The sequence below is a fragment of the Vibrio sp. V08_P9A1T1 genome, assembly GCF_963874405.1.
Lineage (GTDB): Bacteria > Pseudomonadota > Gammaproteobacteria > Enterobacterales > Vibrionaceae > Vibrio > Vibrio anguillarum.
In genome coordinates, this window is the sequence record NZ_CAWNIB010000005.1 from 1 (window position 1) to 12,419 (window position 12,419).

Consider the following 12,419-nt stretch of genomic DNA (forward strand, 5'->3'; position numbering starts at 1 on the left):
TTGGCATGTTATAACATAACAATTTAAGCGAGGGGAAATTGATGAAAGACGGAATTCATCCGCCATACCAAAAAGTGGTTTTCCACGACACCAGTGTGGATAAGTATTTTATTGTGGGTTCAACGCTAAAAACTGATCGGACGATCGAGTGGGAAGATGGCAACACCTATCCTTATTTCACCTTAGATGTGTCGTCTGAATCGCATCCGTATTACACCGGTAAGCAGCGAGTTGTTCAAAAAGAAGGACGAGTGGCGAATTTCAATCGTCGCTTTGCTCAGTTTGGTAAGGAGTAAACTATGAAAGTATTAAGTTCATTAAAAAGCGCAAAATCACGTCATCCAGATTGTCAAATCGTCAAAAGACGCGGTCGTTTATATGTAATTTGTAAAACCAATCCAAGATTTAAGGCGGTTCAGCGCTAATGAAGAGGAACGGTTGGACAGGCTAGTGATTGTCCAACCGTCAAAACGTGGTTATTTGTTCGCTTTAGCCAAAATGCGATCCAAATGGTTGGCAAATTCGCGTCGTTCTGTTTGAGAAAGCGCACTTGGTCCACCAGTTTGGATACCGCTTGATCGCATCGTATCCATAAAATCTCGAATATTGAGGCGTGCCTTGATGGTCTCTTTGGTATACAGCTCACCACGAGAATTGAGCGCCAAGCCACCTTTGGTTATCACTTCATCGGCCAGTGGAATATCGGAAGTAATTACCAAATCGCCCACTTCTACCCGTTTGACGATTTCGTTATCGGCAACATCAAAACCACTGGGGACTTGCAGTGAACGAATGTTGGATCGTTGCGGAATCGGAACGACATGATTGGCCACAAAAGTACATTCAACGCCCGTCCTTTCGGCTGCGCGGACAATCGTTTCACGAATTACTTTCGGACATGCATCGGCGTCCACCCAAATTTTCATCATTCAATTACTTCTCGGTTAGTTGTGCCTCTAGGGCTGCTACTCGGGCTGACAAAGCGGCTAGTTGCGTTTCAAGTTCGGCTACCTTGTTCGCGCTATTTTCCGTACTAACGCTCACTTCTACTTTGGGAACTCGGTGTGCATTTTTCCAACTTTTGATGGTTGCAATCAAGGCTGGCATTGGCACTGAGGTGCTAAGACGTGACTTTACTAAGGCCACACTCGGTTCCTTTCCCTGTTGTTGTAAGAGAGTCAAGATGCTTTCTAGTTCTTGAGTGACATCTTTTGTGAGCATAGGTTGTCCTTTTTGTGAGTTGCTGTGATCTTACCTTTTATTTACCAAGAGCAAAAGTGGCGAAGTGTTGTAAGAGATCTCGCACATTGTTTGTAAGAAATCACAGTGTTTAACGCAGTGTTTGGTGGTGATTTTTTTATAACTATTTGTTTTTAATTAATATATCTATTTCTTTAGGTTGTTTTTTTTAAAATGATATTTTTAGGTGATTGTTTCTTAAAGCCAAACGAGTAAATTGAACCCTGTCGGAAGGATTCTGACAAGGAATTACAAAGCACCAAGGTTTGGTCTCTTCAGGAAGAAGACAAGGTTGTTCACGAAGAATAACCACGCAGGATGCTAGGACAGCGTAAGGATACAACAGTTGGCAGGATGCGAGCTGCATGGATTGGCGATGGACACCTTGTGGATAAGGCAGGACAACATCAGGATGATGTTATGGACACCGCTCAAGGAACAAGTGATGAGTATTGACCGGAGTGTTAGTACCATGGAAAGTTTGGACACCGCTAGGATGGCGATGCAGGATGAGCCGAAGAATTGGCCACTATTATGGATGATGCATGGAGCACACAATTTAGTAGCAGGACTGCTGCGAGTAAGACTTTAAGCCTCGACACATGCGTGTTGAGGCTTTTCTTATTACTTGCATTCTGGCTTTAGCGTGTTGTTGCTTCAAAAAAAGTTCATATGATAAGTGCAGCAAAATAATAACAACAAAAAAACAATCTAGATCAATTACCTCATCGTTCGGTTGGTTTAATTTTCGGCTTCTTTGCAAAAATAGAGTACCAGATTTTATTTGGGCTAAGGCGTATTGCCCTGAGCCTAGTTGAGTCTTTCGGTATTATTTTGCGGCTAACAAGGATTGTACGTGACAACCGTAACAAGAAGAACGCTTCTTCTCCCTTACACCGATTCGTTAGAGTCTGATTTTTTGATGCTCAATTGTTGCGCCAAAAATCGGGCACAGATGAATGGCCCTAAAACGGTCGCTTCAGCAAAACAGCTTTTTCAACGAGTGCTTCATGATCCTCATTTGTACGCAATGGCGGTGTTAGATAATTATAACCGCGAATACATGGGGCATTTGTTCATTGAACTTGACGAAGAGCGAGCAGAACTCGGTTTTCTGTTTGATAAATTGTATTGGGGCAAAGGCATTGCAACTGAGGCATTGAAGGCTTTTTTACCTAAAGCAGCCTACCAATTGCAACGACAAAAAATTACAGCCACTGCTAATATTGGCCACCATGCCTCTATTGCGGTACTCAAAAAACTCGGCTTTGAGCTGTTGGGTGAGAAAGAAGATGTTTTTGGCCCTTATTGGGAATTTGAGTTTACATACGATGAGGCGGCAAATGAAAAGCAGATGGCCTAAAGCCTATCATTTGTAATTCACCTTGGTAGCAGTCGTCACCTAGTGCAGAAAACTCAAACCAATAAACAGTATGCCAACGCCAGAGTCCTTTTGGCGTTTTGAATTTGTGGCGTCCAAAAGCAACGCTGATCAGCTGTAAGTCGAGTTGTTCGCATTTTCGACTGATCGCTGCTTTTGCCAATTCGGCTTGGCGACGCTGTTGCCAGAAAAGAAAGCAGCCCAAACTGAGTAATAAAATAGCCAATAGATCGCCTAGCATAAACATTCCAGTTATTGAGTTTTGGTCGCTTGCTGTAAGCGAATTAAGGCATCGGCTAATTCGATCGAAGGGCTAGAATGCAGCAGTGGTAGCAGTACCATTCGCAGTTCTGGCAGCATCACTAAATCAGCAAAGAGCTGGTTAAAGAGGGTTTGATTGCCTGTTTGCGCCAAGCGTAATAAAAACGTTTCGGCAAGCAATGGGTTAGACAATACATGCCACGAGCGCCCTGCAATGGCAATTAATATCTCTTGATGGCTCAAGCGTGGGCTTTGCAGAATACGTTCAACCAAGGTCGCGGTGAGTGCATTATTCGCACCTGATAAGGCTCGTACTAAGGCAGAGAGTAAGAACAGATCAGGTTCGTGGCTTTCGATGTGCAACATTGCCATCTCTTGCAAACGCAGCGCCAACTTATCATTCAACGGTGCACTATGTTCGAGCGCCCCCAGCAGGGCATACAAAGGCTGAGCGGGGAGGTGGCTTAATGCTTTCCTTAGTAACACGCTATTTTGTTCTTTGCTTAAACGCGCACAAATATCAGTAATGCCTTGTAAGCCGACCGTCTGCCAGTTTTCCCAGCCTAAATCCCCACTAAAATAGTGTTGCGCATGCTCATAATATTGGCTTGATGGTAGGTTCAACTGGGCGCGTATTTGGCTATGGAATACTGCCATTTTGTCGTCGCTCGGTTTAAAGGTATAAGGGTTATTGGCAAGCTTTTGCTGCTGCTCATCGCTGAGGTCTTGATGCAAACGTGACCCCATCGCTTCAAGTACAAACTTGATGAAGTTACCTATCTCAGCTTGTTTGAGTAGGCCGCGTTCATCCAAAGAGAATTTAAGAAACCAGATCCAAGGTTGTTGGGCTTGGTTCCAATACGCGATGGCAAGATGAGCATGACGCTGCAATGGATAGGGATACGGTTGTTGACCTTTTTCTACTTGAGAAAAGTGTGTATTTTCAATCGGGCAGATGCGTCTTCCTAAATCAAAGATCCGATATTGGCTACCACTATTGGTGAGCAATTGGCTAAGCGTATGAATGGTATCCATGGATAAAGTGGCCTTAACTTGTGTTCTTGAATAACTATTTTTGATCAATAACTCTCTTTGAACAATAAATGGTACTCTATAGCCCATTTTCAAGGTCACTTAGCAAATTAACTTGGTGAATAATGACAGTAAGCACAGAACTGACCCACCTGTTGAAGCAACTAGAAACTCAGTTACGCAATTCTCAGTGCTGGCAATCTCAGCCGCCAAGCGAAAGCGCATTGATGAGCACAGAGCCTTTCTCCATCGATACCCTCACTCCGGAGCAGTGGCTGCAGTGGATTTTCATCCCCAAAATGTTATTGGCAATTGAGCAGCAAGCAGAGCTTCCTCAAGGGTTTTCGCTCACTCCCTATTTTGAAGAGGCATGGCAACATCAAGCGGAATTGGCTGAGGTGATTGCGCTGCTACGTTTGATTGATGAGGTAAGCCAACCATGTTAGAGATTCTGTATCAGGACGATGATTTGGTTGCCGTGAATAAACCCGCAGGAATGCTGGTGCATCGCTCATGGTTAGATAAACACGAAACGCAATTTGTGATGCAAACGCTGCGCGATCAAATTGGCCAGCATGTGTTTCCCCTACATCGATTAGATAGGCCAACTTCTGGCGTGCTTGTGTTTGCGCTCTCCAGTGAAGTGGCGGCGCAAATGATGCCGATGTTTGCCAACCATCAAATGGAAAAAACGTACCATGCGATTGTGCGTGGTTGGATTGAACGAGGGGATGTGCTTGATTACCCACTCAAAATCGAGCTAGATAAAATTGCCGATAAGTTTGCCAAACAAGATAAAGAAGCCCAAGATGCGATCACCGCTTATCAACCATTAGCGACAGTAGAAGTGCCGTATTCAACCGGGCGTTTCCCAACCAGCCGCTACTGTTTGGTGGAAATGAAACCGCAAACGGGCCGTAAACATCAGTTGCGTCGTCATATGCACCATTTGAGTCATCCGATTATTGGTGATACCACTCATGGTGATGGCAAGCACAACCGCCTATTTCGCGATCATTATGACGCGCAGCGTCTGATGCTCCATGCCTCTGAATTACGTTTTACTCATCCGTTTACTGGCCAAGCATTAGTGCTTAAAGCTGGTTTTGATGAGGTATGGCAAAGGCTGTTTACTCAGTTTGAGTGGAGCCAGCCGATATAAAAACAAAACCCTCGCGATGCGAGGGTTTTGAGTATTGGGATGTAACTGAAAGTGGTGTAGTTCATCAAGACATTCAGTTCATAAAAGCCGACAGTGAAAAAAAAACGAGCTACTTCGCTAGATACTCTTGAATGGAACGCTCGATGCCTTTGGCATCTAAACCTAATTCTGCATGCAGCTCTTCTTGTGTGCCTTGAGCGATGAATTGATCAGGCAAACCTAAATTGAGTACCGGTTTTAGGATTTTCTCTTTCATCATCAATTCAATGACACCCGCACCCGCACCACCTGCAATCGCATTCTCTTCCAAGGTCACTAGCACATCATGTTGCGCAGCCAGTTGGCGAATGAGTGTTTCATCAAGGGGCTTAACAAATCGCATGTCAGCCACTGTTGCATTTAGCTTATCGGCTGCTTCAAGCGCGTTTGGTAGGAAAGTGCCAAAGTTGAGGATCGCGATTTTTTCATTCGCGATAGCCGTATCACATTGGCGCATAATGCGTCCTTTGCCAATCTCTAACGCACTAAATTGGGTTTGGATTTCGACTCCCATGCCATTGCCACGAGGATAACGCACGGCGCTTGGCCCGGTGTGTTTATGGCCAGTATAGAGCATTTGTCGGCACTCATTTTCATCGGCGGGTGCCATGATCACCATGTTGGGAATACAGCGCATGAAGCTTAAATCAAACGCACCTTGATGAGTTTGGCCATCAGCTCCGACTAACCCTGCACGGTCAATGGCAAACATAACTGGTAAATTCATGATGGCAACATCGTGGATCAGTTGATCATAACCCCGTTGTAAAAAGGTTGAGTAGATCGCCACTATCGGATGATCTCCCGCAATCGCCATACCTGTCGCAAGGGTGACGGCATGTTGCTCAGCAATCGCCACATCAAAATATTGTTGTGGGAACTCTTTTGAAAAGCGAACCATGCCAGAGCCTTCGCGCATCGCGGGTGTAATCGCCATTAATTTTGGATCTTGCGCGGCCATGTCGCATAAAAAATCGCCAAAGATTTTAGAAAAAGTAGGTTTAGCATTGCTGCTTTTTGGCAGGCTAGTGTGGCTCGGGTCAAATTTAGGAACGCCATGGTAACCAATCGGATCTTTTTCGGCGGGCTCATAACCTTTGCCTTTTTTGGTCATGATGTGCAAAAACTGCGGGCCTTTGAGCTCGCGCATGTTGCGTAATGTCTTGATAAGTTCAATCACATCATGGCCATCGACTGGGCCGATATAGTTAAATCCAAGCTCTTCAAACAAGGTGCCGGGTACGACCATACCTTTCAAGTGCTCTTCTGTGCGGCGTACCAGCTCTTTGATAGGCGGTATGCCAGAGAGCACTTTTTTGCCCCCTTCACGGATCGAGGTATAAAGGCTACCGGAAAGCAGTTGCGCTAAATGGTTATTCAGTGCGCCCACGTTTTCAGAGATCGACATTTCGTTGTCGTTGAGCACGACTAACATATCCGGATGAACGTCGCCAGCATGGTTCATTGCTTCAAAGGCCATGCCTGCGGTGATAGCACCATCACCAATCACGCCCACCACTTTGCGATTTTTCCCTTCTTTACCTGCACTGATCGCCATCCCTAAGGCGGCACTGATTGAGGTGGACGAGTGGCCGACAGAGAGCGTGTCATATTCACTTTCTTCACGCCAAGGAAAAGGGTGAAGACCGTCTTTTTGACGAATGGTCGACATTTTCTCGCGGCGACCAGTTAATATTTTGTGCGGGTAAGCTTGGTGGCCTACATCCCAAATCAGCTGATCGAAAGGGGTGTTATAGACGTAGTGTAGGGCAACCGTTAATTCAACCGTGCCTAAGCCTGACGCAAGGTGGCCACTCGACTGACTGACGGAATTAAGAAGGTAGTTTCTTAATTCATCACACAACGTTGGCAGAACCTCTTTCGGCAGACTGCGCAGTTCATCGGGTGTATTTGCTAAAGCCAGTGTTGGGTATTTTGAAATATCAAGAGTCATAATTTTGCGCGCTTATAGTTTAGTTCTTGCGCTCGACGACGTATCGGGCGAACTCTTCGAGTGATTCTGTATTGTAGGGTATTGCTTCCAAGGCTTGAAGAGCTTCCTGTAACAGACTTTGTGCTTTATCAATAGCACCTTGTAACCCTAGCAGCGCTGGGTAGGTACTTTTATTGAGTTGTTGATCCGAGCCTTGGGGTTTACCTAATGTCTCAGTATCGCTAACGATATCCAAAATATCATCTTGAACTTGGAATGCGAGACCAACGGCATCGGCATAGCGATCCAATTGTGGTAGTACCGCAAGCCCTTTTTCACCAGCCGCAAGCGCACCTAAACGGATTGCACAACGCATCAAGGCTCCCGTTTTATTGCGATGGATCTCTTCTAATTCCTGCACTGAAACCAGACGATTTTCCGCTTGCAGATCCAACGCTTGCCCTATACACATACCTTGAGCACCGGAAGCTTGAGCCAACATTTGGACCATCTTAATGCGGTTGACTTGCGCATGTTCGGCGAGTTGACCTTCTGCCAAAATAGTAAAGGCCAGTGTTTGCAGGGCATCGCCCGCTAAAATCGCGATGGCTTCGTCAAATTCGATGTGACAAGTGGCTTTACCGCGACGTAATTCATCGTCGTCCATCGCGGGAAGGTCATCGTGGATCAATGAGTAAGCATGAATACATTCTATTGCGCAGGCTGGGGTATCGAGTTCATCTGGCGTACAACCAAGCATTTGCCCTGTGATATACACCAAATAAGGTCGAGCTCTTTTGCCGCCAAGTAACAAACCGTAGCGCATCGCGTCAATCAACGGTTGTTTTTGGTGCGGTAAACGGCCTAACCAAAGGTTTAATTGGTCAATATTTCTTTGCTGATAGGAGCTCAGAGCCTCAATCATAGGGCACTCTTTCTACTAAGTTGTGGTATCTACTAGGTTACGATCGACCGTTTCCCTGTGACTTAATTGACAGGTTCATGTCACATAGCGAGCGATGAGATCGATAAATATGAGTCAGTAATAAGTATGTATCAGTAATACGTGCCTATTACTCAGGTAGTTCAGTAAAGTCAGAGAGTGGCGCGTCATCGCTCGCACTGAGCAAAATACTGACTCGCTGCTCCGCTTCACTTAACTTACTTTGTCCAGCACGAGCAAGGGATATTCCGCGCTCGAATTTTTTTAGCGCATCATCTAAGGCTAAATCGCCATTTTCTAGCTGTTCCACTAAGCTATCAAGTTCTTCGATTGTCGCTTCGAAGGACATATTTTCAGGTTTCTTGCTCGCCATAATCTTTTTATCTTGGTAAATATGCACGAAAGTTACCTTAGGGCGTAGTGATGGTCAAATTTAACCAACGATTTTTGTCTGAAAAGTCCCTCTTTTGGAACTGTCACTATCACAAATAATAAAAATAATAATACGATACTTAGCAACCAGACCGATATTTACTGAAATAGTGACGGTGACTCAGAATCTTGGCCATATCAGTGTGCTGGCAACAGTGCATCTTTGCTCAGTTTAGGTATAAACTGAATAGAGAGAATTTCGGTATGATCCAATAATTTACTTAAAGATTTGAATCTATTGCCGATAACGAGTTTAAACTCATTATCGCGGGTAAGCAGCATGAGGAGTGCTTTGTGGATTTAGCAACGCTGATAGGCCTGATCGGAGGCCTCGCTTTCGTTATCATGGCGATGATTTTAGGCGGAAGCCTAATGATGTTCTTCGACGTCACATCTATCTTGATCGTAGTGGGTGGGTCAATGTTTGTTGTATTGATGAAGTTCACGATGGGACAATTCTTCGGTGCAGCCAAGGTGGCAGGTAAGGCATTTATGTTCAAATCCGATGAACCTGAAGATTTGATCGCGAAAATTGTAGAAATGGCTGATGCGGCGCGGAAAGGTGGTTTTCTTGCATTAGAAGAGATGGAAATTACCAATAGCTTCATGCAAAAGGGAATCGATTTGCTGGTGGATGGCCATGATGCTGACGTGGTGCGTTCTGCGTTGCAAAAAGACATTGTATTGACTGATGAGCGTCATTCACAGGGAACTGGCGTATTTCGTGCTTTTGGTGACGTAGCGCCAGCGATGGGCATGATCGGTACTTTGGTGGGCTTGGTTGCCATGCTGTCTAACATGGATGACCCCAAATCAATTGGCCCCGCGATGGCCGTTGCCTTATTAACTACCTTGTACGGCGCTGTTCTCTCGAACATGATTTTTTTCCCGATTGCAGACAAACTCGCTTTGCGCCGAGATCAAGAAAAGCTTAACCGTCGTTTAATCATGGATGGCGTTCTGGCCATTCAGGATGGACAAAACCCACGGGTCATTGATAGTTATCTGAAAAACTACCTCAATGAAGGCAAGCGTGTTTTAGATGTTGATAGCGAATAACGGAGCCTGTAATGGATGATGAAGAAGGCTGTAAATGCCCACCTCCCGGCTTGCCGTTGTGGATGGGAACCTTTGCCGATTTAATGTCGCTGTTGATGTGTTTCTTCGTACTACTGCTCTCTTTTTCCGAGATGGACGTACTGAAGTTTAAACAGATAGCGGGCTCGATGAAGTTTGCTTTTGGTGTGCAAAATCGTTTGGAAGTGAAAGACATTCCTAAAGGGACAAGCATCATTGCACAAGAGTTTCGCCCAGGCCGCCCCGAGCCGACACCGATTGATGTCATCATGCAACAAACCATTGATATCACGCAGCAGACACTTGAGTTTCAAGAAGGGGATTCAGATCGAGCGGGTGGTGTTCAGCGTGAAGAAGGTCAATTGACGGGGGGGCAATCCCCTGAAACTTCAACGCAGAATAATCAAAATACTCAATCGGAAATGCAACAACAGCAAGCAGAATCTATGTCGCAAGAGATGGAAATTGTTGAACAGGACATCAAAAAAGCGTTAGCAAGAGAAATCGAACAAGGCGCAATTGAAGTTGAAAACTTAGGTCAGCAATTGGTGATCCGTATTCGTGAAAAAGGTGCGTTTCCCGAAGGTTCTGCATTTCTACAACCTAAGTTTCGTCCATTGGTTCGTCAAATTGCCGATCTGGTTAAAGATGTGCCGGGCATTGTGCGTATTTCTGGCCATACCGACAATCAAAGTGTCGATTCTGAATTGTATCGCTCAAACTGGGATCTTTCGGCTCAACGAGCGGTTTCTGTTGCGCAAGAGATGGAAAAGGTTCGTGGGTTTTCTCATCAACGACTCAGGGTGCGTGGTATGGCCGATACCGACCCAGTCGGCTCTAACGATACGGAAAGTGAACGTTCACGCAACCGCCGAGTAGAAATCAGTATCATGCAAGGTGAACCGCTGTACAGTGATGAAGTTCCATCCGTTCAGTAAGTTACGTTGGATTATGTAAAAACACATAGACGAGCGCTAAGGCTCGTCTTTTTTATGGTTATCACCTCGTGTATAATCCTGCGCCCTTAGCGGTGTATCAGTAGCAAGCAGAATGCGACCCATTGATTCACCACGTTGCCCAATCAGATTGCGAATAGAACTATGAAATTTATTGTTAAGCCCCATCCGGAAATTTTTGTTAAAAGTGACTCAGTACGCAAGCGCTTCACAAAAATTTTAGAGTCCAATATTCGTAATATCATCAAACGAAGAACAGAGTCAGTCGCGGTATTTAACCGTCGCGATCACATTGAAGTGGCTGCGCAAAGTGACCAATACTATCAAGAAGTCCTTGAAATTCTGACTCATACTCCAGGCATCCAGCAAGTGCTCGAAGTGCAGCAATCTGAGTTTAAGGATATGCATGATATTTACGAGCAAGTGTTAGCACTCAGCCGTAATAACATCGAAGGAAAAACTTTTGTCGTGCGTGCTAAGCGTCGAGGAAAGCATGATTTTACCTCAATCGATGTTGAGCGTTATGTTGGTGGTGGTTTAAACCAAGCAGTTGATAGTGCAAAAGTTCAACTAAAAAACCCAGACGTTACCATCAATATTGAAATAGCCGATGAATTGCTCAATCAAGTGATTGCCCGTTATAAAGGCTTAGGTGGTTTCCCGCTTGGCACTCAAGAAGATTTATTGAGTTTGATTTCTGGTGGTTTTGACTCGGGTGTATCAAGCTATTTACACATCAAACGTGGCTCAAAAGTGCATTATTGCTTCTTCAATTTAGGCGGCCCAGCGCATGAAATTGGTGTAAAGCAAGTGGCCCATTATTTGTGGAATAAATACGGTTCTTCAGCCAAAGTGCGTTTTATCTCGGTCGATTTCGAGCCAGTGGTGGCTGAAATCTTAGAAAAAGTAGACGATGGCCAAATGGGTGTGGTGCTAAAACGTATGTTTATGCGCGCCGCAGGCATGATAGCTCATAAGTTAAATATTGAAGCTTTAGTGACCGGAGAAGCGTTGGGTCAAGTTTCGAGCCAAACTCTAACTAATCTTCGTCATATTGATGGTGTGACAGATACTTTAATTTTACGTCCTCTCATCAACTGGGACAAAGAAGAGATTATTAAAGTGGCGCGCGAGATTGGAACAGAAGATTTCGCCAAAACGATGCCAGAATACTGTGGGGTTATTTCAAAAAGCCCAACAGTTAAAGCGGTGAAAGCGAAATTAGAAGCCGAAGAAGCGAAGTTTGATTTCTCAATCCTAGAGCACGTAGTTTACAACGCTCGTCAAATGGATATTCGTGATATTGAGAAAGAGAGCCAAGAGCAAGCACCTGAAGTTGAACAAGTGACCGCTATCGAAAAAGATGCGGTGGTACTTGATATTCGTAGCCCAGATGAAGAAGATGACAAGCCACTGCTGATTGAAGGTGTGGAAGTAAAACATTTACCTTTCTACAAGTTATCGACTCAGTTTGGCGATTTGGATCAATCGAAAACATATCTCTTATATTGTGCGCGCGGTGTGATGAGCCGGCTTCAAGCTTTGTATTTGAAAGAGCAAGGCTTTAACAACATCAAGGTATATCGACCTTAATCGTTATCTCGATACAGAATCGACCGCTCACGTTTTCGTGAGCGGTTTTTTATGGCTTCGACTTAATCACAGACATAAAAAAACACCGCCCAAGGGCGGTGCTAAAGAATTTGACAGACAGGTCAAACAATAAATACAGGAAGTATATGTTTTGGTGCAGGGGATAACTGCACAAAACAGGATGGTAGAATTCTACCTCACTCGAAATACGAGTTTGCAAACACAACATCGCAACAAAAGCCAATTGATTCATAACTGAATCAAGCCGTTCAGGCCTTGTTGCGGGGTGAAATATAGAATTTCTCTAGCCGCTCGGCAATGGACAATTTATAATGTTTCAGATTAAAAAAACTAATCTAATTTTTGAGTGT

General features: G+C 44.7%; 15 protein-coding genes. 8 read left to right on the forward strand and 7 right to left on the reverse strand.

All coding sequences use genetic code 11. The features are described 5' to 3' along the window. Positions 1 to 41 precede the first annotated feature (41 nt). Positions 42 to 296: a type B 50S ribosomal protein L31 gene (locus AACT21_RS00245; RefSeq protein ID WP_010319081.1), complete on the forward strand. Its 255-nt coding sequence runs from the start codon at positions 42 to 44 to the stop codon at positions 294 to 296. Between the two features lie 3 nt (positions 297 to 299). Continuing rightward, positions 300 to 425: a type B 50S ribosomal protein L36 gene (gene ykgO / locus AACT21_RS00250; protein ID WP_010319082.1), complete on the forward strand. Its 126-nt coding sequence runs from the start codon at positions 300 to 302 to the stop codon at positions 423 to 425. A gap of 51 nt (positions 426 to 476) precedes the next feature. On the opposite strand, the gene AACT21_RS00255 is transcribed toward ykgO, so the two are convergent. Continuing rightward, the gene (locus AACT21_RS00255) at positions 477 to 926 is read right to left on the reverse strand and encodes a YaiI/YqxD family protein (protein WP_026027673.1); all 450 of its coding nucleotides are present in this window, start codon (positions 924 to 926) and stop codon (positions 477 to 479) included. 7 nt (positions 927 to 933) lie between these two features. After that, complete coding sequence (locus AACT21_RS00260; protein ID WP_013857408.1) at positions 934 to 1,221, reverse strand: hypothetical protein; 288 nt, start codon at positions 1,219 to 1,221, stop codon at positions 934 to 936. A gap of 868 nt (positions 1,222 to 2,089) precedes the next feature. Between AACT21_RS00260 and AACT21_RS00265 the strand changes: the two genes are divergently transcribed. After that, positions 2,090 to 2,602 (forward strand): GNAT family N-acetyltransferase, encoded by a 513-nt coding sequence (locus tag AACT21_RS00265; protein WP_013857407.1) that lies wholly within the window; start codon positions 2,090 to 2,092, stop codon positions 2,600 to 2,602. Here AACT21_RS00265 and AACT21_RS00270 read toward each other — a convergent pair. Next, entirely contained in the window at positions 2,562 to 2,861 is a 300-nt protein-coding gene (locus AACT21_RS00270) for a DUF3301 domain-containing protein (protein ID WP_094164623.1), read from the reverse strand. The two genes, AACT21_RS00265 and AACT21_RS00270, sit on opposite strands and share 41 nt — an antisense overlap. An 11-nt stretch (positions 2,862 to 2,872) precedes the next feature. After that, entirely contained in the window at positions 2,873 to 3,916 is a 1,044-nt protein-coding gene (locus AACT21_RS00275; protein ID WP_094164626.1) for a DUF3549 family protein, read from the reverse strand. A 122-nt stretch (positions 3,917 to 4,038) separates the two neighbouring features. On the opposite strand from AACT21_RS00275, the gene AACT21_RS00280 reads away from it, so the two are divergent. Together AACT21_RS00280 and truC are read left to right on the forward strand one after the other, a co-directional pair. Next, a complete protein-coding gene (locus AACT21_RS00280) occupies positions 4,039 to 4,359 on the forward strand; it encodes a YqcC family protein (RefSeq protein ID WP_088728693.1) in 321 nt (106 codons plus the stop codon). Further along, positions 4,353 to 5,075 carry a tRNA pseudouridine(65) synthase TruC gene (truC, locus tag AACT21_RS00285; protein ID WP_094164624.1) on the forward strand — a complete coding sequence of 241 codons (723 nt, stop codon included), beginning with the start codon at positions 4,353 to 4,355 and terminating at the stop codon, positions 5,073 to 5,075. The genes AACT21_RS00280 and truC overlap by 7 nt, the downstream gene beginning before the upstream one ends. Positions 5,076 to 5,184: 109 nt before the next feature. Here truC and dxs read toward each other — a convergent pair whose 3' ends face one another. The 3 genes from dxs to xseB all read right to left on the reverse strand — a co-directional run bounded on the left by dxs (position 5,185) and on the right by xseB (position 8,363). Next, complete coding sequence (dxs, locus tag AACT21_RS00290) at positions 5,185 to 7,068, reverse strand: 1-deoxy-D-xylulose-5-phosphate synthase (RefSeq protein ID WP_017049457.1); 1,884 nt, start codon at positions 7,066 to 7,068, stop codon at positions 5,185 to 5,187. A 19-nt stretch (positions 7,069 to 7,087) separates the two neighbouring features. Continuing rightward, entirely contained in the window at positions 7,088 to 7,972 is an 885-nt protein-coding gene (gene ispA / locus AACT21_RS00295; protein WP_013857402.1) for a (2E,6E)-farnesyl diphosphate synthase, read from the reverse strand. 148 nt (positions 7,973 to 8,120) lie between these two features. Next, entirely contained in the window at positions 8,121 to 8,363 is a 243-nt protein-coding gene (gene xseB, locus AACT21_RS00300) for an exodeoxyribonuclease VII small subunit (protein WP_010319093.1), read from the reverse strand. A gap of 353 nt (positions 8,364 to 8,716) precedes the next feature. Between xseB and pomA the strand changes: the two genes are divergently transcribed. The 3 genes from pomA (at position 8,717) to thiI (ending at position 12,048) form a co-directional block, all read left to right on the forward strand. Next, on the forward strand, positions 8,717 to 9,481 hold the full coding sequence (gene pomA / locus AACT21_RS00305) for a flagellar motor protein PomA (protein WP_013857399.1): 765 nt from the start codon (positions 8,717 to 8,719) through the stop codon (positions 9,479 to 9,481). 11 nt (positions 9,482 to 9,492) lie between these two features. Then, a complete protein-coding gene (locus AACT21_RS00310) occupies positions 9,493 to 10,437 on the forward strand; it encodes a flagellar motor protein MotB (protein ID WP_017044193.1) in 945 nt (314 codons plus the stop codon). 162 nt (positions 10,438 to 10,599) lie between these two features. Next, positions 10,600 to 12,048 (forward strand): tRNA uracil 4-sulfurtransferase ThiI, encoded by a 1,449-nt coding sequence (gene thiI, locus AACT21_RS00315; RefSeq protein ID WP_094164625.1) that lies wholly within the window; start codon positions 10,600 to 10,602, stop codon positions 12,046 to 12,048. Positions 12,049 to 12,419: the final 371 nt, after the last annotated feature.